This is a genomic window from Eubacterium sp. An11 (genome assembly GCF_002161065.1).
GTDB classification, from domain to species: domain Bacteria; phylum Bacillota; class Clostridia; order Lachnospirales; family Lachnospiraceae; genus Anaerobutyricum; species Anaerobutyricum faecale.
The window spans coordinates 217,483-240,189 of the sequence record NZ_NFLV01000002.1; the positions used below are offsets into that span (position 1 = coordinate 217,483).

A 22,707-nucleotide genomic window follows, 5' to 3' on the forward strand; every position below is an offset into this window, starting at 1 on the left:
CTGCTCTTACTTCCAGTTTGCCAGTTCCTCCCGCAGGGTGGAGAGCAGTTCCGCTTCCGGAACTTTCCGGACGATCTCTCCTTTTTTGATGAGAAGTCCCTCTCCTACGCCCCCGGCGATTCCGATATCTGCCTCTCTGGCCTCTCCCGGGCCATTGACCACGCAGCCCATGACTGCTACTTTGATATTCAGGTGATCGAACTCCGTCACCATTTTTTCCACTTCATTGGCCAGTGAGATCAGATCAATATTCGTTCTGCCGCAGGTCGGACAGGAAACGACCTCAATGCCACCCTGACGAAGCCCCAGCGTCCGCAGAATCTGTTTGGCCGAAGCAATCTCATTGACCGGATCGCCGGTCAGGGATACCCGGATGGTATCGCCGATGCCCTCATGAAGAATGATTCCCAGACCAATGGCTGATTTGATATTGCCGGAATAGACGGTTCCCGCCTCGGTAATTCCCACATGGAGCGGGTACGGGCACTGCGGCGCCAGAAGCTCGTGGGCGCGGACGCACATGAGCACATCGGAAGACTTGATACTGACTACCAGATTGTCATATCCCATCTCCTCGATCATTTTTACTTTATCAAGGGCGCTCTCCACCAGTCCTTCCGCTGTGACTTTTCCGTATTTTTCAATGAGATTTTTCTCCAGAGAACCGCTGTTGACTCCCACCCGGATAGGAACCCCGTATTCTTTAGCCTTATCCACCACAGCCTGCACTTTCTCCGCAGACCCGATATTTCCCGGATTAATGCGGATCTTATCGGCTCCGTTTTCAATGGCGGCGATGGCCATCCGGTAGTCAAAATGGATATCAGCCACAATAGGGATATGGATCCGTTTCTTGATCTCTCCCAGCGCCTTTGCGGCCTCCGTGGTCGGTACCGTGGAACGGATAATCTCGCAGCCTGCTTTCTCCAGAGCAAGGATCTGCGCCACCGTGGCTTCCACATCCTCTGTCTTTGTGTTGGTCATGGACTGAATGAGGATTGGATTGCCTCCGCCGATGACACGGTCGCCGATCCTGATTACTTTTGTGTTTTCTCGATACATTTTCCTTTTCCCTTTCTTTTATATTTTTACATTGAATAACATATGGCGCTTTGCCTAAACTGAGGATTTAGCTGCGTGAGCAGCAAAAAGCAACGATCGTTGCAAATCCGAAGCTGGCTGAACCGCTGCTATTTCTTTATCATCCTAAAGGAACAAAAGACTGCCGCATAAACTCCCGGTTTCCTTTCCGTTTTTTCTGCAGCAGTCTTGTTTTTTCACTATGTGAATTATGAAATAAAAATATTTCTGATATCGTTTGCCATCACAAAAACCATAAACGCCAGTAAGATCACCAGTCCCGCAAAGTGGACGAATCCTTCTTTTTCCGGATCGATCTTCTTGCGCCGGATCATCTCGACGATGATAAACAACAGACGTCCGCCGTCCAGCGCCGGGATCGGCAGAAGATTCATCACGCCCAGGTTGGCGCTTAACAAAATGGCAAAGCTGGCAAGGCTCAGCGCCGCCGCACCGATGCCGTAAACGATGGACTGTTCATAGGTATCTCCGATCATATTGACAATTCCCACCGGTCCTGACATATCACTCATGGACGCTCTGCCGCTCACCAGATATTTCAGACTTAAAAATGTCGATTTAATCTGATACCGCACCTCCAGCAGACTGTATTTCAGCGTGCCCAGAGGGCCCACTTCCGTATTGCCGGTCATGGTAATGCCTAAAAGATAGGAACCATTCTCTTCATGGCGGTCCACTTCCACAGTGTTTTTCACACCATCTCTTTCGTAAGTCACATCCACCTCCGGCGTATCCGTATGCATGAAATTATACAGACTGATTTCCCGGAAATTATAAATACGAGAACCGTCCAGGCGTATGATACGGTCTCCTTCCTGCAGTCCCGCCTCGTAAGCCGCACTGCCCGGCTCCACCGTGCCGACCACCGCCGGGTCTGCTCCTCCGAAGCCCACCACAAACAACGCCAGAACAAAGGCCAGGATAAAATTGAAAAACGGGCCGGCAAAAATTACGGAGAAACGGGCCAGCGCGGATTTGCTCCCGAAGGCTCTCGGATCGCTGCTTTCGCCGTCCTCCCCAAGCATCACACAACATCCTCCGAAAGGAAGACACTTGATGGAATATTTCGTCTCTCCCTTCTGAATACCGAACAGAGTCGGACCGATACCGATGGCAAATTCCTCCACACAGATTCCGTTTTTCTTTGCCAGAAGAAAATGTCCCAGCTCATGTATGATGACAATCACACTGAAAATAAGTATTGCCAGAATAATTCTTAACATGCTTCATCCTTTCTAAAATTTACCTGCACAGACATATGCCTGGCTTCCACACATTTCTTTTATTCCAGTCATAGATTTTATTTTCTTACCCGATAAAGGAATATACCCACTGTTCTGTGGCGAGAATCTCCTCCAGGGACGGATTCTCTTTGACCGGGTGAGCATTCATACATTTCTCTATCAGACGGATAATATCCAGGTATCCGATTTCTCTCTTCAAAAACTTCGCCACTGCCCTTTCATTGGCAGCGTTAAATACGGTCGGCATGGTTCCGCCTGCTTTTCCCGCGTCAAGAGCCAGGGAGAGTCCCCGGAACACTTCATAGTCCGGTTTCTCAAAGGTGATACTCTTTAAAGTACCAAAATCCAGCCGTTCACCGGAAAGAGTCCTTCTCTCCGGATAAAAAAGCGCATATTCGATAGGCACCTTCATATCCGGGGTACCCAGCTGCGCCAGGATAGCACCGTCCACAAACTGCACCATGGAATGAATGATACTCTGCGGCTGCACCACAACCTCAATCTGGTCATAATCCACATCAAAAAGCCAGTGGGCCTCCATCACTTCCAGTCCCTTGTTGACCATGGTGGACGAATCAATGGTGATCTTTCGTCCCATGGACCAGTTCGGATGCTTCAGCGCATCCTCCAGCGTCACCTTTTCAAGATCTGCCAGCGTTTTCCCCCGGAACGGACCGCCGGACGCCGTCAGAAGAATCTTATCCACATCCTGCCTGCGGGCGGAATGCAGACACTGGAAAATCGCTGAGTGTTCGCTGTCCACCGGAAGAATGGACACTCCGTATTCTTTTGCCATAGGAATGATCAGATGTCCGGCTGTCACCAGCGTCTCCTTATTGGCCAGCGCAATATCCTTTCCCCTGCGTATGGCTTCCATGGTCGGGAGGATTCCCATCATTCCCACCACGGCGGTCACGACCACATCGCTGTCCTCCGCGCCGGCCACAGCCACCAGACCGTCCATGCCATGGAGAACCGTGACACCGCTTCCGGCCAGTTCCTGTTCCAGTTCCATGGCCAGTTTCTCATCGGCCAGGCTCACCAGCGACGGGTGAAACTCTTTAATCTGTTCTTTCAATCTCTCTTTGTTGCGTCCGGCCGCCAGGGCTGTGACGCACAATTCCTCTTTATGCTCCCGCACCACTTCCAGGGTCTGTGTCCCGATGGAACCGGTGGAGCCCAGTATCGCTATCTTTTTCATCAAAAATCCACCACCAAAGTCAATAAATAGTAAATAATAGGCGCAGTAAAAATAATACTGTCAAACCGGTCCAGGATGCCTCCGTGTCCCGGGATCAGATTGCTGTAATCTTTGATGTCATAATTTCTCTTTATGGCCGACGCTCCCAGATCGCCCACAATACTGATAAGGCCTCCCACGGCACAGACCAGGGCAAAGGCCGGCGCCAGAGCGAAATCTTCCGTGATAAAATTCTCCGCAATGAGACCGTAAAGAAAGCCCAGCACACCCGCTCCGATGACGCCTCCCACAGCGCCCTCGATGGTCTTCTTCGGGCTCAATACCGGTGACATCTTATGCTTTCCAAACAGTCTGCCGCAGCAGTAAGCCAGCGTGTCGTTACCCCAGGCACTCAGGAACACCAGAACCACCATGCAGGCTCCGTTCTCCAGAACACGAATCTTGTAAATGCATGACAGCATGACCGACACATAGAAAATTGAAAAAAATGCGATGGACACACCGGATATCTTATATTTTGGAAATGTAAAGACATACACGGCAAAAAGCATCACAAGAATCAACAGCATCAGCGGCAGGTCATACTGATCCAGATTCAGCAAAACCAGCACATAATAAAGCACTGCTCCTGAGTAGGCGATCACCGCCAGCGCAGACTTTTCGATATGAATCACTCTCAATAATTCGTACATTCCAATGAGGGATATTCCCGCCGTCACGAGAAACGTCAGCATACCTCCAAAATATAAGGTTACAAACGCAATGATGACAAGAACGATCCCGCTGATCAACCTTTGTTTAAACATAAATCTCCTCTCCGTCAGATACCCCCGAATCTTCTTTCCCTTGTATTATAGTACTCAATGGCCCGTATTAATTCCTTTTTATTAAAATCCGGCCACAGCACATCGGTGAAATAAAACTCGGTGTAAGCCAGCTGCCAGAGCAGCCAGTTGGACAGACGCTGCTCCCCGCTGGTGCGGATCATCAGATCCGGATCCGGAAGCTCCCGTGTATCAAGATAAGAGGCAAAAACCTTCTCCGTGATCTCCTCCGGCTTCAGCACGCCCTCACAGCAGTCTGCCGCCATATGGCGCATGGCGCGCACCATCTCGTCCCGGCTGCCGTAGTTGAGGGCGATGGTGAAATTCAGCCCGGTATTGGCAGCGGAAACCCTTTCCAGCTCTTCAATGGCCTCCCGGATATCATCGGCCAGTCTTGACTTCTCCCCGATCACTCTGACACGCATGTTATTTTTGGAAGTTCTCTCGATACAGTCCACCAGATATCTTCGCAGAAGCTTCATCAGGGCACGGACTTCTTTTTCCGGCCGGTTCCAGTTCTCCGTGGAGAACGCATAGACCGTCAGGTACTTGATTCCCAGATCCCAGGCATCCTCACAAATCTGCTCTACCACTTTCGCTCCCTGGGAATGTCCCATATTTCTCGGCATCAGACGTTTTTTGGCCCAGCGTCCGTTCCCGTCAAGAATAATCGCTACATGTTCCGGAATCTGACACATCTTTCCATTCAGTTCCTTTTCCATAATCTTTCCTCCGGCTGTTTATTTGGGTATATTATCACATATCCCATGCTGTTACGGCTCTGCCATACATCATGGCTCTGTCCGCAAAAAAACCAGGAAGCCAGTCATCCCGGCTGCCTGGTTTTCGAAAATCATTCTCCATCCACATGTTCAAAACAAGGATTGCAGCAGATAACTTTTACACTGTCAGAATCTCCTGTGACTTCTTTTCCATCTCTTCGTCAACAACTTTAATGTACTTATCTGTTTCCTTCTGAACCTTGTTCTGCTCTGTCTTCAGTTCATCTTCTGTAATGTCCCCGTTCTTGTTCGCCTTCTTCAGGAAATCATTGGCATCTCTCCGGATGTTGCGGATAGCGACCTTAGCGCCCTCTGCCTTCTTCTTCACATCTTTGACCAGTTCTTTTCTGTGCTCTTCCGTCAGCTCAGGGAAAATCAGACGGATCATCTTTCCATCGTTGGTCGGATGAATTCCCACGTCGGACTGCTGAATCGCCTTCTCAATGGCTTTGAGAAGGGAAGTCTCCCAAGGCTGAATACAAAGAATACGCGGCTCCGGAACGGTGATATTACCTACCTGCTGAAGCGGTGTAGGTGTTCCATAATAGTCTACCTTAATTCTGTCGAGAACATGCGGGTTCGCTCTTCCTGCCCGGATGGAATTATATTCTTTCTCCAGGTTCTCCACGGACTTCTGCATCTTCTCCGTATATTTTTCTATCATAATGTAACCTCCTGCATCCTGTGTTCAGTCTCTGTGCCACTTCTTCACATCGAAAAATGTGGCTCTGATATACACATAATTTACATCAATCATACTGTTTTGTCAATCATTTTCCAGTCAGCCAGATCATGGCCGCGCGGGCATCTTTCTGTCCGCATTCCGCGCAAAAATACATGATCAAACTGTCACATAAGTTCCGTTAAACTGACCGCCCATGGCAGCGGCAATGCTGTCTTTTTCATTGAGTCCGAAAATCATCAGCGGCATCTTGTTCTCCAGACACATGATGGTGGCTGTCAGATCGATGACGCCCAGCTTCTTGGCGAGCACCTCATCCAGAGAAATCTCGTCGTATTTCACCGCATTCGGATTTACCTTCGGATCACTGTCATATACACCGTCAATGGCTTTTGCCAGGAGAATAGCGTCCGCCTCAATCTCAATGGCACGGAGCGCTGTCGCCGTATCTGTGGAAAAATACGGATGCCCGGTTCCGCCGGCAAAAAATGTCACCGTACCCTTTTCCAGTTCTGCCACTGCATCGTCTTTGGAAAACAGCTCCGTAAACGCGCCGCAGACAAACGGAGTGTAAACCTTCGTCTTCATACCTGCATGACGGAACATATCTGCCACATAAATACAGTTCATCACCGTAGCCAGCATTCCGATCTGGTCCGCCTTTGTCCGGTCCATATTCTCGCTGGTTCTTCCTCTCCAGAAATTACCTCCGCCGATCACGATGGCAACCTGAACGCCGGAATCCACCACCTGTTTTACCTGCCGGGCCACGTCCAGAACCGTTGCCTCGTCAAAACCGGTCTTCTTTTCTCCTGCCAGCGCCTCTCCGCTTAATTTTAATAATACGCGGTTTAACTTTTTCAAATCTTTCATCAGGGCCTCCCACTTTATTCTTTCGTTATGAAATCGTATATACAGTTATGCGTCCGGAAGATCCGCTCTTCCAGACGCAGTTACTCACCGTAAATCTTTTATCCTACCTGTGCCATATCCGCCAGAGTCTCTGTTACCAGATTATTTAAAACGGTACGGTTCACATAAGCTCTTGTATAGTAGCTCACATAGCTGTCATAATTATCGGTATTATAGAATTCTTTGAAATAATTGCTGACCTCGTCATCGGTCGCAGACAGGTTCTGTTCTTTTGCCACCTTATCGGCAATCAGATACGTCTTTACCATGTTCTCGCAGTCTGCATAGTAAGCATCTCTCAAAGCGTCTTCATCCTCATATCCGCTGCTGGACAGGTAATCTTCCATGGTTGCTCCCTGTAAAGACAGGCTGGCTTCCAGACCGTCCATCATAACGTCAAGCTGCGGATCCACCAGTTCTTCCGGAATCTCCTCAAAAGTGGAATTATCCATCATATAACTCCAGATATAATTATATTTTTTATTGTCCTGCAGATTCTGACGGATCTTTTCTTTCATATCATCCACGGAAGTATATCCATATGCTTCCTTCAGGTTCTCCTTGACAAAATCATCGGTCAGATCCGGTGTGACAGTCTCGCTGATGTAGTTGATCGTCGTATCAAACACCGCATCCTTGCCGGCCAGGTCTTCGGAAGAGTAATCATCCGGGAACGTTACCTCCACTTTCACCTCGTCACCAGGATTGTGTCCGATCAGCTGATCTTCAAAGTCGTCGATAAAGGAACCGGAACCGATGGTCAGATTGTATCCTTCGGCGCTGCCGCCGTCAAACTCTTTTCCGTCCACAGTGCCGACATAGTCGATGTTGACCACATCTCCGTCCTTTACTGCCCGGTCTTTCACCTGATTCTCTGTCTGGAAGTTGGTCATCAGAGAATCCACTTCTGTATCTACTTCGCTGTCTTCCACGGAGATTTCACTTTCCGGAATCTCAATGGAGGAATAATCACAGAGGGTCACATAAGCACCGTCATCGCCCTTCAGCGTACCGTCGTCATTCAGCCCCTGGCTGTAGTCCACGGTCGGTGTTGTCTGCGCCTGGCTCTCTGTGGTCTGTTCCTGTGCAGTGTCATTCTTTTTGCTGTTTCCACAGCCGCTCATCATGGCTGCAGCAAGCGCCAGCGTCAGGCTGGCCGCCAAAACTTTCTTTGTCATGGTTTTAATTTCCTTCCTTTTTTATCAATTTCGGTGGCACCGTCGAAATACGGTCCTACCGGTTCATTTTCTCAAGAATCTCTTTTTCCAGCGGTTCCGCGATGACGCCGCCCTGTACGATGGCCTTCCGGGCATAGTAAAGCGCCTCGCTTAAAGAAGCGTCCACGCCCTTTCCTTCCATATACATCATGGCGAGGCTGTAGCAGGCCATCCGGTAATCTGCCATCTCCACCGCGTTTAAAAAGCAGGCAGCGGCTTCGGTGTACTGTCCGGAATGATAATACTTGGTTCCCATCTGGTACATTTTCTTAGCCTTAGGCAGAGATTCTTCCTTTGCCTTCTCCTGCTCCAGCTGGTAGGCTCTGGCGATCTTGCGGGCCTTCACCACTGTATTCTCATACTTGGTATTGACCTCATACGAGCCGTCTTCCTTCTTTAAAAGAAGCGTCTGTGTTGCCAGACCATCCAGCAGATACTGCATATATGTCTCAAGCTCATCAAGCGGCACGGTAACGTTCACAATCCGTTCTGTCTTCTCCACATCCACCACATGATTCTCTTTCAGCGGCAGCTGACCGACAAAAAAAACGGAATGCTTCATCACATTCTTTTTCTCCTCCGCATCCGAAGCATTCTGGACCATCTGATACATATTTAAAATATTCTCTTTTGTAAGAGTCCTGCCATCCATCATGGCTTCGATCTTTGACTGTTCCAATTTCCTGTCCTCCTGACAACTGTTTGGTTTACCTTGTATTTTCTCTATATAAATACAACAAAATTATATTGCATTCCCCAGCAATTGTCAATCGGCTTCCATCATCGACGATACTTTTCCCGGCTGTTGTCCGCCATTCGAAGACATTGTACCGCATCCACATACTCCACAGAAACTTCTCTCTCCCGGATACTTTCCGCATCACTGCAGCAGACACATATCATATACTCTTCCAGCCGCCGTTCATAAAAACCCGTTCCGGACAGACAGGACAGTTCTCCGGGCTCTCTCGTCAGCCCCTCCCCTGTCATTTTGAGGAAGCTCTCCTTCCTGCTCCAGAGTAGGATAAACCGCTCATCCCGCTCCTTCCCCTGAACCGATAAAATGTACTCCTGCTCGTCCGGGGCAAAAAAGCGCCGCACCATGGATTCCCGGCACGGCCGGATCTTTTGTATGTCACAGCCAATCTCTCCCTCTCCCACAGCGCAGATCACATAGCTTCCGGAATGGGAGAGATTAAAGTGCAGCGCCTCATGGCAGGGCTTGCCATGGGGCCCCAGCGTCACCGAATCTCTGACAAAAGGAACTCCCTCTTTCTCAAACACATACCGGAGCAGCCATCCCGCCCCGGCACTGTTTCTTCTGTCCTCGATCCTGAGAGGTAGCACCGCCTTCTGCCATCTGCCCGCCGGCAGCTCTGCTTCCCATTCTTCATGTTCTCCCGGATCATCCAGACTGTCCGTCCGCATGATATAAAGACGTATTGTCCCCGGCCTCATCATTTGCCAATGAGCGCCAGGATCTCGTCTTTTCCGATAAATCCCACAGACTGATTCACAACCTTGCCCTGATCCATCACAACCAGCGTCGGAATGCTCATAACACCGAACTGCGTTGTCAGTTCCGGCTCCTCATCCACGTTGAGCTTGCCAACCTTCACATCGCTGACCTCGCCGGCCACTTCCTCAATCAGAGGAGAGATCATCTGACACGGTCCACACCAGGACGCCCAGAAATCAATCAATACCGGCTTATCCGACTGCAGCACTTCTTTATCAAAATTATCACTCGTGATCTTAATCATTGCCATATTCGTTCCCTTTCTTATCTTATTCTCATTTACAATCACGGTCCACCAGCGGATTTCCCGCTTGTAAACCAAACCGCATGTTATGTTTTTATTATTATACACGTCTGTGAGGTTTGTCAATCTTATTTTATCTTACAAAAATGTGACGGAGGAGAAGAGGAACCAGCACATTTACAAGAAATGATCCATTATGCAATCGTTCATTGATTGAACATATATCTAAGTCGCACGCAAACAACAAAAAAAGACCGCTGCAAATACTGCCCGGCAAAAGAGCTGTATCTGTCTATATCAGACACAGCCCATATGCGGACAGCTGCTGCAGCAGTCCCTTAAATGACTTTTCTCATAATTAGTTAACATCAATCCAATGCGGATCAACCCAATAACCTCTGGTTTCATTCCAGCGGCGTTTCTGGATAGTACCATCACTCAATGCACGGTATACCCAATAAACCACATCAGCTCGTGGCTCTATCTCCGCTGCTTCCACTGCTGTCGGCGTCTGAATCATCGCCGGAATTGCTGCCGGCATCGCTGAGAATGCCATGGTAGCCACTATCACACTAATTGCTAATCTTTTCATTAATTTCATAACTATTCCTCCTCTGAAAATATATTTTTAATGTTTTCCTGTATTTCTATAAAGAATTCCAAAAAAACATTTTTCTCTTTTTCCTGATATTCTATGATAGGATAAAAGTCGTACAATCCTGACTCCACATCTTCTGCAGATACTTCTGTATATGTTCCATAAAAATAAAAGATATATGAACCATCCTCTTGTTCAAGAAGATATGCGTTTTCTTTACCCGCCACATCTACAACAGTTCGATCAGCAACTTCTTCATTTCTAACCGATTGTTCCGAAAAACTATACTTCGTCTGCAATATAAAGTAATACGAACAAAACATCCACGCCAGTCCCAGCAATACAATCAGCGCCTGCGGCAGCCATCTGTGCCGGGTGACTGTATAGCGGTGAAGCAACAGGTCAAATCTCTGCCGGATGGTGTACTGTTTTGATGTGTTCACAAACTCTATGGTGTAGAGGTTGGTCTTGATCAGCGGATTCTGTGCCCGCTCGAAGCTGGTCAGCAAAATATCCAGATAATTCACAATCTCTTCATCGCTGAAATCTTTGGATAAAGTCTTATCACAGCGGAACTCTATGAGCTGTGTCACTTCTTTCCGGATCACGTAAACTGCCGGATTCCACCAGATCAACACACAGACGATGTTCATAAACAACTTCTTCCAGATATCATGGCGTCTCCAGTGCGTATATTCATGGAGAAGAATATAGCGGAGCTCCCTCTTCGTGTAAGAATACTCCGGAAAATAGATAGCCGGACGATAATAACCCGCCAGCACCGGAACAGAAATGCCTGAACAAATACGAACAGACAAGTGACAATCTTCATCAATGGATGCCAGAACTTCGGCCGCTTCCGGATAATCTGTGCAGCCATTATCCCGTATAACCTTCTGTACGTCCCTGGACTTCTTCAGCAGACGAAAAATACTAAACAGACTGCCGCCAATCCAGATTATAATCAGAATTGTCAGTACCATCCGGTGAAAATCCGGATGCAGGATAAACTTAAAGTGTTCCACAATCCATGAATACAGAAAATTATCTGCAAGTATGTACTGATGTTTTGGAAATTCCACTGGAAACAAAATCCTCACGATACAACATATAGTCAGGAACCGCAACACTGCCGTTCCATACTTGGAAATCAGCATCGTTCTGGTTCTCAGAAGAAATATAACAAAAGCCATCAGGCAACAGTTAATAATAGACCAAAATAAGGAATAAACGGTTATCATCTGTATTCTCTCCTGTTGTCATTTTAAATGATTCCTTCTGCCTGCGTTATTGTTCACATATTTCTTTCTAAATTATGAATATTTTATAATCATAATCGTTCTGTAAAAATCACAATTATGTATCCATAATAAATCATATGCTTATCACATTTTTTATAATACAATAACTTTCCATTTTTTTCAACAACTTTTGAAAAAAATCATTCTTTTTTACAGCAGACAGAAACAAATCTTTATAATATTTTTGTATCTGAAATGTTACATTTATTACATGTTTTTTATTATACCATTTCCAACCATAAAGATGGTGAAAAATACGCATCATAGACCTTATATATTTTTGTTATATCATTTTCTATATTTGTTATATCATTTTCTTTAAAAAAACAGCATGATATATATATCAGAAAAATCCTCTGCCATAAAAAAACATCGCAGTCTGCTTGCGATGTCATATGTCCGGGATTTTCTCCTTTATATAGTTTTGATCAGACGTTGATTAGATGCTATTTTGAGGCAAAATAAAAAGTACCCAAAACCTTTATAAATAAAAGATTTCAGGTACTTGCTGTCATGGACCTGAGGGGAATCGAACCCCTGTCCGAAAACCTATTCCGCACGGTATCTCCCATCACAGTCTTTATTTTGACATTCCCTCCATCCGGCGTCTAAAGACAAACTCCAGACTTCAGTAGCTTCATATTACTTCATACCCGGCAAAGCTTACGGATACGAGTGTCCCACATAATCGGTGCCGGACTCTCAACCTGTGGGTATGCTGAGGCCGACAGCTGCAACTTAGGCAGCGTATGCTAAATTATTATCTTCAGCGTTTATATTTAATTCCGAGTTTTAACGTGGTCCCGGACCACGGATGGCTGCCCCACGTGCAAAGCCCCCGTCGAAACCAGTACAAGCCCGTACTGTCTACGGCAGGCAGATTATGCTGCTGCCGTGTGGCTACGGCATGAACCGTAGTATATTTATTATACTGAATAGAAATATTTTGTCAAGCACATTTTTCAGCCCTGTGTTCTGTATGATTCTTTCACTTAGTACTTATCTATTCTTTTCCTCTTTTTTTAAAAAATCAAGAAATTTTTCCAGAGATTTTGTGAGATATTTTTCTGTGCGGACCAGAGCAAACATACGATTTTCCATCCGGACATTCTTCAGGCTGATACGCCGCAGTCTTCCAAGAGCCAGGGAATCCATCAGCAGTTTTTCCGGCAGAACCGCAATTCCCAGGCCTTCCTCCGCCGCCTTAATCAAAGCGAAGGAATTCACGCTCTCCCAGACCGGCACGGCTGTACAGCCGACGACAGCCAGCATGTTGTCAAAGGTATCACGAATAGCACTTCCCGGCTCGCGGAGAAGAAGCGGATAACGAACAAGCTCCAGAAGTGTGAGAGGTCCGGCCGGCAGTGTAAAGTCCGGCGCACAAACTGCCTGCAGGGAATAACTGCCAAGAGGAATCGCCAAAAAGTTTCCCCGGGGCATGGTTCCCTCCCAGAAAGCGGCGTCTGCTCCGCCATTGTTCAAAAGATCAAGGCACGTCTGCGCACTCTCCACCCGCACCGATATATGCAGTTCCGGCATTTCCCGGCGGATGTTGGAAAGAATGCGTGGCAGCAGAAATGAGGCTATCGTAATACTTGACGCGACATGAATCGGTATATTCTCCTCGAGATGGGGAATTCTCCGGTCCAGATCCCGGCAGGCGGTGAGGATCCCTTTTGCTTCATCAAGAAGCATTTCTCCGCAGGGCGTCAGCGCCACTCCTTTGGGCAGCCTGTAAAAAAGATCCGCCCCTGTCTGTTTTTCCAGTTCCGCCACAGCATGAGAGACCGCTGACTGGGTAATATATAGTTTTCTTGCCGCTCCGGTAAATGTTCCTGTCTGCGCGATGGCCTCCAGAATTTCCAGATGTCTCAATATCATACCCGCACCTTCCTTCTTTTGCTATTAATACTATTCATGGGTTTCATTAAATAATAGCATTATACAGATTGCACGGCAAGGAGTATAATAGGCCCGTGTACAATACGATTTTAATCAGAGAAACGAGGGATGCAACTTGTGTGAAGAAAGAAAAGAAAAATTAAAACAGTATCTCTGGCTGCTGGGCATCAATTTGTTTATCAGCGCTTTTACCTTTGGCGGGGGATATGTGGTCGTGCCGATGATCCGGCAGTATTTTGTGCTAAAAAAGGGATATTTCAGTGAAGAAGAACTGATGGATATGGCCGCCGTGGCCCAGTCCACCCCCGGAGCCATCGCTGTCAATCTGTCCGCTCTGGCAGGATACCGTACTGCCGGGATGGCGGGCGCCGTAATCAGCTGTGTGGCCGCGGTGCTGCCGCCGCTGATCATTCTCGGAACAATATCTGCTTTCTACCACATATTTATTTCCAATGCGGTCCTCGCCGCGGTTTTAAAGGGAATGGAAGCAGGGGTTGCCGCGGTAATGGCGGATATGATTACAGACATGTGCGCCATAGTTCTCCGGGAACGCTCTGTTTTCTTGTCTCTGATGATACCGGCAACTTTTCTTCTTAATTTTGTTTTTCATATCAATGCCGTTCTTCTTCTCATTTGCTGCTGTATTTTGTGTGTGGGACGGATTTGTCTGATCAGATAGGGGTAGACGATGAATACATTATGGATATTATTCTGGACTTTTTTAAAGATTGGTCTTTTCAGCATCGGCGGAGGCTATGCGGTGATTCCCCTGATCCAGGAACAAGTGGTGGAATCCTGCGGCTGGATCAGCGCCAAAACATTTTCGGACATTATTACCATATCACAAATGACGCCGGGACCACTGGCCGTCAACACCTCCACCTTTGTGGGACTCCAGATTGCCGGCATCGGCGGAGCGGTGGCCGCCACCGCCGGCTGTGTATTGTGCGGCGTGGTCATCTCCCTTGCACTGTTCCGTTTTTTCCGGAAACATCAGGATTCTTCTTACATTTTTGAATTGTTAAAAGGACTGAAATCTGCCTCGCTGGGTCTGATCATCTCCGCCGCTGCCACGATCCTTCTGCTGGCCTTATTTGGCAGTCAGACTATAAAACCGGAAGATATGCTGCATAACCTGAATCTCCCGGCTGCTCTATTGTTTCTGGCAGGTTTCTTTATTCTTCGCCGCAAAAAATGCGGTCCTGTACTTTTGATGCTTTTGTGCGGAGGCGCCGGACTGTTTTTCTATCTTTAACATACTGCGTCCGGCTGCCTTATGCCATTTATCCCAGATTCCGGATCTTAAAATCTCTCTGGGCTTCCCGCTGCGCGTCCTTTTTAGCAATATCCCGCCGCTTGTCATAAAGTTTCTTGCCTCGCGCCAGGCCGATCTCTACTTTTACAAGGCTGCCTTTCAAGTACACCTTCAGGGGCATAATAGTATAACCCTTCATTTTGACCTGATTTTCCAGCTTACGAATCTCCGCCTTATGAAGAAGGAGCTTTCTGGTGCGCAGAGGATCCTTATTAAAAATATTTCCTTTCTCGTAAGGGCTGATGTGCATATGCTGAATCAGCACTTCCCCCCGATTGATGGTGATGAAGGCCTCTTTGATACTGCATTTTCCCATGCGAAGAGATTTCACCTCCGTACCATGGAGAGCGATGCCTGCTTCATATTTTTCATCTATAAAATAATCATGATATGCCTTCTTGTTGTTCGCAATCAGGCGAATATTTTCTGATTTTGCCACTGTTTCCTCTCCTTTTCTATTTTATTTCGACTGTCTTAATATTCAGATGTCTCTCACGTCTTTCTTCGCGTAAAGCTTTAAGAGACGGTCTGCTTCCTCATCATCCAGCCAGTCATTTTTTGCGATATCATCTTTACTCTGAATCCAGCCTTCCTCCTCGTCGGAATACCATTCCTCCTCGGTACCATCAAAGAGGATCTCCTCTTCCCGGGAAGAATCGTCATTTTCGCTGCCGGCGGTATTATATTTCTCTCCATGCACATCCCAGCCGGCGGCGGCAGAGAATTCTTCCAGCACAAAATCAATGGTTTTTGCAGCTTTGCTGGCTGAAGCCATGACCACCCGCACTTTTTGCCCCAGGGTAAAGACACGTCCGGTCCGCTTGCCTTCCAGACGGTACTGCTGCTCGTCAAAAAGATAGTAGTCATCCATCAGGCTCTGGGTGGAAACCATACCTTCCACGGTATTTTCCAGCTCCACAAAGAAACCTTTGGCGGTAACGCCGGAGATTACGCCATCGAAAGCGTCCCCGATGAATTTTTCCATATATTCCAATTTCTTGAGCTTCTCCACTTCCCGCTCGGCGTCCTGAGCCCGGCGTTCCCGTTTGGAACTCTGCTCCGCCACCGACGGAAGAATCGCCTCATAATGCTCTACTCGTTTCCGGTTCAGCCGTCCATGGATGTTCTCTTTAATGATTCTGTGAATCTGCAGATCCGGATACCGGCGAATCGGCGAAGTAAAATGAGTATAATACTGGGTGGACAGGCCAAAATGCCCCACATTCAGGGTGGAATATCTCGCCTGTTTCATGGACCGCAGGGCCAGACGGCTGATCAGCGCTTCTTCCGGCTCTCCTTCCAGGGAAAAAAGCAGCTTCTGAATCTCTTTTGGATGAAAATGTTCTCTCCCTGTCTTCATATAGAAGCCGAAATTGCGAATGAAGGTGTCCAGCCGGGCAATCTTGTCCGGGTCCGGCTCCTCATGGGTCCGGTATACAAACGGCAGCTCCTGCCAGAAATAATCTTCCGCCACGGTCTCATTGGCCAGAAGCATGAAATCTTCAATAATATCCGTAGCCACATTTCTCTCATAAGGATGAATGTCCGTCGGATATCCGTCCTTATCGAGAACGATCTTGGATTCTGGAAAATCAAAATCAATAGCGCCGCGCTTTCTTCTTTTTTCTTTCAGGACGGCGGCCGCCTCTTTCATAAGAAAACACAATTCCCGGATATCCTCCCTCTCGCCTTCCGGATGCGGCTGTCCTTCCAGAATTGCCTTTACTCCCGTATAACTCATCCGTTTATCCACTCGTATGACGGACTCCACGATCTGATGTCCGATGACATTTCCCCTGGCATCCACCTGCATAACGCAGCTTAACGCCAAACGGTCCACGCCGGCATTGAGGGAACAGATCCCATTGGACAGCTCCCGCGGAAGCATCGGAATGACCCGGTCACAGAGGTACACACTGGTTCCCCGTTCCAGTGCCTCCTTGTCAAGAGGAGCACCCTCCTTCACATAATTACTCACGTCCGCGATGTGCACGCCCAGCTCATATCCATCTCCCTGCCGGCTTAGCGTAATGGCGTCATCCAGATCCTTAGCATCCTCACCGTCGATGGTCACCGTGAGCAGATTCCGGAAATCCGTCCTGTTTTCCCCTTTTGGAATCGTCACCTCATCCGGAATGGATCTGGCCTCCCGCATCACTTCGCCGGAAAATGTATCAGGAATCCCGAAGGCCCGCACGATGGCCGTGATATCGGTGGACGGATCATCGGTGTTACCGATAATCTCCACAATACGCCCCTCCGGCTTTTTGTCTCTGGTTCCATAGTTCAACAGCTCCACCACCACTTTATCATTATTCATGGCAGCATCACAGTCTTTTTTGGAAATGAACACATCCTGCCCGTAATGGGTATCGTCCGGACGGACAAATCCAAAAGATCTGCTCTTCATAAAGGTGCCTACCAGGGTCTTGGTCCCTCTCTCCAGAACCTTTACCACAACGCCCTCTCTGCGTTTTCCCTCTCCGTGGCTTTCCCGGGAGATCTTCACCCTCACCACATCTTTATGGAAGGCCCCGCCCGTATAAGGCGCAGGGATAAAAATGTCTTCCGGCTCTCCCTCCACCGTCACAAAACCAAACCCTCTCGGGTGAGCGGTGAACACGCCTACCAGACTCTCCTGATCCGCCTTCACGTATTTTCCTCTGGCGGTAAGTTCCACGCTGCCTTCCGCCACCAGCGCATCCAGGACCTCTCTCAATTTATCTTTCTCATTATGAGGAACATTCATCAGATAAGCCATTTCCTTAAACTTCAGAGGAATGTACTCTTCGTCATAAATCATGTTCCGTATACTTTCTTTTCTCTGTTCAAATATTTTTCTATCTTCTATTGTCACTATAAATCTCCTGTCTTTCCATATCTTCCATATTTTACGGGTCTGTGTGCAAGTCCGTTTGGGTGAACAGATTTTTCATCCGTTTTTACTAAAAAATCCCCTCCTGCCGGGCAGAGTCTGCCTGGCAAAAGGGGGTTCTTTCACTACACATACTGTGATCATTTATCTGTGGTCATTCATTTATAGGAAAAACTTCAATTCAAGACCAATGGCAATAACGAAAAACAGAACGCCAAGGATAACCGTCGTTCTCTCCAGCTTACCCTCTCTGGTACGTCCGTGATTCTTTCTCACATAGGAATCAACCTGTCCGCTTAATGCCCCGAGTCCGGCTGACTTGCCTTCCTGCATCAATACAACTACGATCAATGCAAGACATATTAAGATGAATAAAATTGTAACTGCTGTTCTTATCAACATCTTCACCTCCTGTCATCACACACAACTTGTATCATGATAACATATTATCTTCCGCAATACAAGAGGGAAAATCTGATTCCTGCGGCGGCATCTTTGATTTTTCCGAAATATCTGTATTGTCCTCACTCTGGATCCTGTTCTCATCCGGCGGCCCCGCAGCGCTGTGCTACTCTATTCCTCAGCGTCCTCCGCAGTGCTGCCGCTTTCATCTGCGGAATCTGATTCGCTGTCCGTGGTATTTTCTTCATCTCCCAGATAATTGTAAGTGCTTTCTTCCACGCCGTCCACAAAGAACTCCATGGATGGAGCGGAACGTTTTCCCGACTCTTTATATTCTCCGCCTTTTATATTTTTGGCGTACTTCTTAAAGTCAGCATCATCTTCTGCCAGAGTCTCCAGAGAGCTTCCGTCCACGGTAAACTTCTCCGTATCAAATACTTTGGCGTCGCCGTTTCTCAGCTCTTTCTCCACATCCTGAAGACGTTCCACACTGCCGTCGGCCAGATGTGCATCATTTAACTGACTCAGAGTGACCGCATTGTCATCGTATCCGCCGCACCAGTCAGTGTCAATGGCGGTTCCGTTCACCACACAATTGACCGCATAGGTATAGTATACATTCCAGTTGACGATGGCGGACGTCAGCGCCTCGCTCGGAGCCACATCAATGATGTTCACCGCATTGCCCACGATCGGAATATCATTTTCCGCGCAGATGGTGGCCACACCGGTGGTCGTGGTAAACTGGCTCATCAGCGAAACTCCCGCTGACAGAAGCTGCTGTGCTGCCTCTGCATCCGCGTCATAATCTCCGCTGCCGTCTGTATAGCGCACCAGCATGGACGCCTGCGAGCAGACTTCCCCGACACCCATATAAAAGGCGTTGATGCAGCTGGTCGTCTCCGGAGATTCCTCGCTGGCGACAAAACCAATCACACACTCGGAACTGGTGATTTTTCCGCTGTTCAGATATTGATTCAGCTTCATTCCGGATATCACACCGGCTGCATAATAAGCTTCGAAAAGACGTACATAGTAATTATGCATATTATCAAGGCCGCTCTTTTTGGCCTTGGTGCCGTCTTCCTGGCAGAACTGTACATCAGGATTCTGCTCTGCCGCCTCCAGCATGGTATTTTCATACCGGCTGTCACAGGCAAAAATAATGTTACAGCCCTCCTTCACCATCTCATCGATGGCTGAAGCACAGTCGTCCTTTGACACATCCGTCCGAATCAGCACCTGACTGTCTTTCAGTCCCGTCTCGTACTGCATCTGCCGAATGTCTTCAATCCTGGAATTGGTGTCTGTAGTGTCCGTTCCTGACGGAAGGATGTATCCCACCTTCATCCCCGACTCATCCACCGGCGCTGTCTGAGAAGAATCACCAGCGACGGTGCTTTCCGGAAACAGATCTCCGGACTGTCCGCATCCCATTATGGATAAAGCCATCAACGCAGCCAGTATCATCGCAATATATCGTTTCATTTTCTTCCTCCTGCTTCTTTTGCGGCGGCGCGAACACTGCCGCTTTTGCGTTTTTCACTGCCCGGGCACAGTTTTCCGCCAGCTTTCCTCATCATTCCGGCTCCGGCTGTCTCAGGCAATACTTATATCTATATTAGAATACATTTTAAAAGAAGTAAAGAGGGTAATTGTTAAACTGAGAAAAAAATTACGCGGCAGAACAAACTGCCGCGCCACAACACAGACATCCGGGACGTCTGATCCGGATGCCATTTTATTTTTCTTTAAAGCACGCCGTGCTGCCCATCTCCTCCTCAATGCGGAGAAGCTGATTGTATTTGGAGGTCCGCTCTGCCCGGCACGGGGCACCGGTTTTAATCTGCCCGGCGTTGACCGCCACGGCGATATCCGCAATGGTGGTATCTTCTGTCTCCCCGCTCCGGTGGGAGATCACGGTGGTATAACCGGCTTTTTGAGCCATCAAAATGGCGTCCAGAGTCTCTGAGAGGGTTCCGATCTGATTCGGTTTGATGAGGATGGAATTGGCGATGCCTTTCTCAATACCATCCTGCAGGCGTTTGGTGTTGGTCACAAAAAGATCGTCGCCCACCAGCTGGATTTTCTCGCCCAGACGGTAGGTGAGCACCTTCCACCCGGCATAATCCTCCTCGCCCAGCCCGTCTTCAATAGAGATGATCGGATACTGCTCCACCAGCGCCTCGTAATACTGCACCATCTCTTCGGCGTTCCGGTAGATTTCTTTTTCTTTCATACTACTCTCTCCCGGAAAATAGTAGCGCTTGGAATTCTCATCAAAAAGCTCGGAAGCGGCGGCATCCATAGCAAAGCAGATGTCCTCACCAGGCTTATATCCCGCTCCCTCTGTGGCCTGCACGAGAATATCCAGGGCCGCCTCCGCCGACTCCAGGTCAGGAGCAAAACCGCCCTCGTCGCCCACGCCGGTGGACAGACCTTTTTCGTGCAGGGTCTTTTTCAACTGCTGATAGATCTCCGCACACATCTGAATACCTTCGGAGAAACTCTCCGCTCCCACCGGCATGATCATAAATTCCTGAAAATCAATGGAGTTTTTGGCGTGAGCGCCGCCGTTGATAACATTCATCATCGGAACCGGCAGTGTTTTCCCGTTCACGCCGCCGATGTAGCGGTACAGCGGAATCCCCAGGGCGTCCGCCGCCGCTTTCGCCGTGGCCAGAGAAACACCCAGAATGGCGTTGGCCCCGTATTTTCCTTTGTTTTCCGTGCCATCCGCCTCAATTAAAATACGGTCGATCTCCCTCTGATTGAGAGCGTCACAGCCACAGAGGCGGTCATTGATGCGGGTGTTGACGTTGGTCACTGCCCGCTCCACGCCCTTTCCTCCAAACCGTTTTTCCTCATCCCGAAGTTCCACGGCCTCATACCGCCCTGTAGATGCCCCGGACGGAACCATAGCTTTTCCGATGGCGCCGCTTTTTAAGAGGACGGTGACTTCCACCGTAGGATTTCCGCGGGAATCCAGCACCTCCAGACCGTGTACTTCTTCAATCACAAATTTTTCTTTTCCATAACATTTTGCCATAAAAAATCCTCCTATACTGAAATGATGTAAATTTTTCCCGTTTTCAGTATTGGAGGATTTTTTTAATTTTATACATCCACTTCTATTTTAAAAGAAAGGATTCCCTTTCTTTATCACTGTCAGGATAAATAAAGCTCGTTTTCTCCAAACTGTCCTGGAGAAAGCCATGTGATTTTTTTACTTTGGTTCTCACCCCACATATTTTTATCGGTACGGTCAATCGTCCCGAACTTTCCCGGGGAAAGAATGGTTGTCTTTTTTGATCCATCACTTGTTCCATAGAGGGTTACAGCCTGTCCTAACCGTCCCGGAGAAAAGAAATTAGATTCTGATAACATCGCCCTTTGTTCTGTTTGAGAAGGTTCGCTCTGTGTTGTGCCCGAAGAGGCTGCCTGTACCATGACCATGTTGCCCAGACATGCAGCGAATATCATTGCAGCGATTCCAAATGCTAAAAATGTTTTTTTCATTAACATGATAAAATCCCCTTTCTTTTTTTGTGCTTCCTATTATATAATTTTCGGGAACCAAAAGTCTTGTTTTCTTGAAACAATTGTATTATACTTCCCGAAACACAATACGTAAAATATATATATAATATCGTTATTATTCTATTTTGTTATGGCTAGGAGGAATTATCATGGTTATTCTGGATTATTACCGCATTTTTTATTACGTCGCTCAATATAAAAGCTTCACAAAGGCCGCCGAAGCTCTGGACAACAGCCAGCCTAACATTACCCGCTGTATGAATCTTCTGGAAAATGAACTGGGCTGCCGGCTTTTTGTGCGCTCCAACCGCGGTGTATCCCTGACACCGGAGGGAGAGACATTGTTTCATTATGTCTCTGTGGGCTACAAACAGATCCTCGCCGGCGAAAAGCAGCTGAGGAAGGAGCGGAACCTGGAAGAGGGTCTCATCACGGTGGGCGCCAGCGAGATCGCTCTGCGCCTTCTCCTGCTTGATAAACTGGAAGCGTTTCATGAACAGTACCCGCACATTCAGCTCCAGCTGCTGAACTGTTCTGCTCCCCAGGCCGTGCGCTCCCTCTGCGATCATCTGGTGGATTTCTCCGTTATCGCAACTCCCGTAAAAATAAAAAAGCCTCTCACTAAAATTCCACTGTCTTCTTTCCGTGAAATCTTAATCGGAGGCGTCAAATATTCTTCTTTTGCCGAGACGAAACATCATCTCTATGAACTGCAGGAGCTTCCCATTATTTCGCTGGGGAAAGAAACCAGCACGCGGCAGTTTCACCAGCAGTTTTTTATGGATCACAACCTGACTTTCCGGCCGGAAATGACGGCAGCCACCACCGACCAGATTCTCCCTATGGTGCAGCATAATCTGGGTATTGGTTTCTATCCGAAAAAACTGACCAGCCATGCTTTTGAGCGGAAGGAAATCGTGGAGATTCCCCTCTATGAATCTCTTCCGGAGCGGGAAATCTGTCTTCTTCAGAATTCCACGCACTCCCTGAGTCTTGCCGCCCAGAAGTTTATTGAACTCCTGCTGCAGCATCCGGAACATCCGTGACA

23 protein-coding genes and 1 other RNA gene are annotated in these 22,707 nt (G+C 48.0%); 3 read left to right on the plus strand and 21 right to left on the minus strand.

The annotated features are described in order from the left end of the window. Positions 1 to 6: 6 nt before the first annotated feature. From ispG to B5E53_RS03050, 15 genes are all read right to left on the minus strand, one after another. Positions 7 to 1,062, minus strand: a complete 1,056-nt coding sequence (gene ispG, locus B5E53_RS02975; protein ID WP_087312546.1) for a flavodoxin-dependent (E)-4-hydroxy-3-methylbut-2-enyl-diphosphate synthase — start codon at positions 1,060 to 1,062, stop codon at positions 7 to 9. Between the two features lie 227 nt (positions 1,063 to 1,289). Further along, on the minus strand, positions 1,290 to 2,324 hold the full coding sequence (gene rseP, locus B5E53_RS02980; RefSeq protein ID WP_087312547.1) for an RIP metalloprotease RseP: 1,035 nt from the start codon (positions 2,322 to 2,324) through the stop codon (positions 1,290 to 1,292). Between the two features lie 85 nt (positions 2,325 to 2,409). Then, positions 2,410 to 3,546, minus strand: coding sequence for a 1-deoxy-D-xylulose-5-phosphate reductoisomerase (locus B5E53_RS02985; protein ID WP_087312548.1), 1,137 nt, complete (start codon positions 3,544 to 3,546; stop codon positions 2,410 to 2,412). Beyond that, entirely contained in the window at positions 3,546 to 4,352 is an 807-nt protein-coding gene (locus B5E53_RS02990) for a phosphatidate cytidylyltransferase (RefSeq protein ID WP_087312549.1), read from the minus strand. Before B5E53_RS02990 ends, B5E53_RS02985 begins: the two co-directional genes overlap by 1 nt. A gap of 14 nt (positions 4,353 to 4,366) precedes the next feature. Next, positions 4,367 to 5,092: an isoprenyl transferase gene (locus B5E53_RS02995; protein WP_087312550.1), complete on the minus strand. Its 726-nt coding sequence runs from the start codon at positions 5,090 to 5,092 to the stop codon at positions 4,367 to 4,369. 178 nt (positions 5,093 to 5,270) lie between these two features. Then, positions 5,271 to 5,816: a ribosome recycling factor gene (gene frr, locus B5E53_RS03000; RefSeq protein WP_087312551.1), complete on the minus strand. Its 546-nt coding sequence runs from the start codon at positions 5,814 to 5,816 to the stop codon at positions 5,271 to 5,273. Between the two features lie 177 nt (positions 5,817 to 5,993). After that, positions 5,994 to 6,707, minus strand: a complete 714-nt coding sequence (gene pyrH / locus B5E53_RS03005; protein ID WP_087312552.1) for a UMP kinase — start codon at positions 6,705 to 6,707, stop codon at positions 5,994 to 5,996. 98 nt (positions 6,708 to 6,805) lie between these two features. Next, positions 6,806 to 7,924, minus strand: coding sequence for a trigger factor (tig, locus tag B5E53_RS03010; protein ID WP_087312553.1), 1,119 nt, complete (start codon positions 7,922 to 7,924; stop codon positions 6,806 to 6,808). Between the two features lie 55 nt (positions 7,925 to 7,979). Further along, on the minus strand, positions 7,980 to 8,642 hold the full coding sequence (locus B5E53_RS03015) for an SEL1-like repeat protein (protein WP_087312554.1): 663 nt from the start codon (positions 8,640 to 8,642) through the stop codon (positions 7,980 to 7,982). A gap of 101 nt (positions 8,643 to 8,743) precedes the next feature. Further along, positions 8,744 to 9,391, minus strand: coding sequence for a 4'-phosphopantetheinyl transferase superfamily protein (locus B5E53_RS03020; RefSeq protein WP_162611766.1), 648 nt, complete (start codon positions 9,389 to 9,391; stop codon positions 8,744 to 8,746). Between the two features lie 29 nt (positions 9,392 to 9,420). Continuing rightward, the gene (trxA, locus tag B5E53_RS03025) at positions 9,421 to 9,732 is read right to left on the minus strand and encodes a thioredoxin (RefSeq protein WP_087312635.1); all 312 of its coding nucleotides are present in this window, start codon (positions 9,730 to 9,732) and stop codon (positions 9,421 to 9,423) included. A 352-nt stretch (positions 9,733 to 10,084) separates the two neighbouring features. Then, positions 10,085 to 10,327, minus strand: a complete 243-nt coding sequence (locus tag B5E53_RS03030; RefSeq protein ID WP_087312556.1) for a hypothetical protein — start codon at positions 10,325 to 10,327, stop codon at positions 10,085 to 10,087. Positions 10,328 to 10,329: 2 nt separating this feature from the next. Further along, complete coding sequence (locus B5E53_RS03035; RefSeq protein ID WP_162611767.1) at positions 10,330 to 11,349, minus strand: M56 family metallopeptidase; 1,020 nt, start codon at positions 11,347 to 11,349, stop codon at positions 10,330 to 10,332. 787 nt (positions 11,350 to 12,136) lie between these two features. Beyond that, positions 12,137 to 12,485: a transfer-messenger RNA gene (ssrA, locus tag B5E53_RS03045) on the minus strand. Positions 12,486 to 12,624: 139 nt separating this feature from the next. Next, positions 12,625 to 13,506 (minus strand): LysR family transcriptional regulator, encoded by an 882-nt coding sequence (locus B5E53_RS03050; protein WP_087312559.1) that lies wholly within the window; start codon positions 13,504 to 13,506, stop codon positions 12,625 to 12,627. Positions 13,507 to 13,642: 136 nt separating this feature from the next. Between B5E53_RS03050 and B5E53_RS03055 the strand changes: the two genes are divergently transcribed. Next, positions 13,643 to 14,206, plus strand: a complete 564-nt coding sequence (locus B5E53_RS03055; protein WP_087312560.1) for a chromate transporter — start codon at positions 13,643 to 13,645, stop codon at positions 14,204 to 14,206. Between the two features lie 9 nt (positions 14,207 to 14,215). Then, complete coding sequence (locus B5E53_RS03060) at positions 14,216 to 14,782, plus strand: chromate transporter (RefSeq protein WP_087312561.1); 567 nt, start codon at positions 14,216 to 14,218, stop codon at positions 14,780 to 14,782. Positions 14,783 to 14,810: 28 nt separating this feature from the next. Here B5E53_RS03060 and smpB read toward each other — a convergent pair whose 3' ends face one another. From smpB to B5E53_RS03090, 6 genes are all read right to left on the minus strand, one after another. After that, positions 14,811 to 15,281, minus strand: coding sequence for an SsrA-binding protein SmpB (gene smpB, locus B5E53_RS03065; protein ID WP_087312562.1), 471 nt, complete (start codon positions 15,279 to 15,281; stop codon positions 14,811 to 14,813). Positions 15,282 to 15,323: 42 nt separating this feature from the next. Further along, entirely contained in the window at positions 15,324 to 17,699 is a 2,376-nt protein-coding gene (rnr, locus tag B5E53_RS03070) for a ribonuclease R (RefSeq protein WP_343215574.1), read from the minus strand. A 180-nt stretch (positions 17,700 to 17,879) separates the two neighbouring features. Continuing rightward, a complete protein-coding gene (gene secG / locus B5E53_RS03075) occupies positions 17,880 to 18,119 on the minus strand; it encodes a preprotein translocase subunit SecG (RefSeq protein ID WP_087312563.1) in 240 nt (79 codons plus the stop codon). A gap of 171 nt (positions 18,120 to 18,290) precedes the next feature. After that, the gene (locus B5E53_RS03080) at positions 18,291 to 19,607 is read right to left on the minus strand and encodes a BMP family ABC transporter substrate-binding protein (protein WP_087312564.1); all 1,317 of its coding nucleotides are present in this window, start codon (positions 19,605 to 19,607) and stop codon (positions 18,291 to 18,293) included. Positions 19,608 to 19,860: 253 nt separating this feature from the next. Further along, positions 19,861 to 21,168, minus strand: a complete 1,308-nt coding sequence (eno, locus tag B5E53_RS03085) for a phosphopyruvate hydratase (protein ID WP_087312565.1) — start codon at positions 21,166 to 21,168, stop codon at positions 19,861 to 19,863. 119 nt (positions 21,169 to 21,287) lie between these two features. Then, positions 21,288 to 21,644: a hypothetical protein gene (locus tag B5E53_RS03090; protein WP_140401431.1), complete on the minus strand. Its 357-nt coding sequence runs from the start codon at positions 21,642 to 21,644 to the stop codon at positions 21,288 to 21,290. A 164-nt stretch (positions 21,645 to 21,808) separates the two neighbouring features. Here B5E53_RS03090 and B5E53_RS03095 point away from each other — a divergent pair, with 164 nt between their 5' ends. Next, positions 21,809 to 22,705: a LysR family transcriptional regulator gene (locus B5E53_RS03095; protein ID WP_087312567.1), complete on the plus strand. Its 897-nt coding sequence runs from the start codon at positions 21,809 to 21,811 to the stop codon at positions 22,703 to 22,705. Positions 22,706 to 22,707 lie beyond the last annotated feature (2 nt).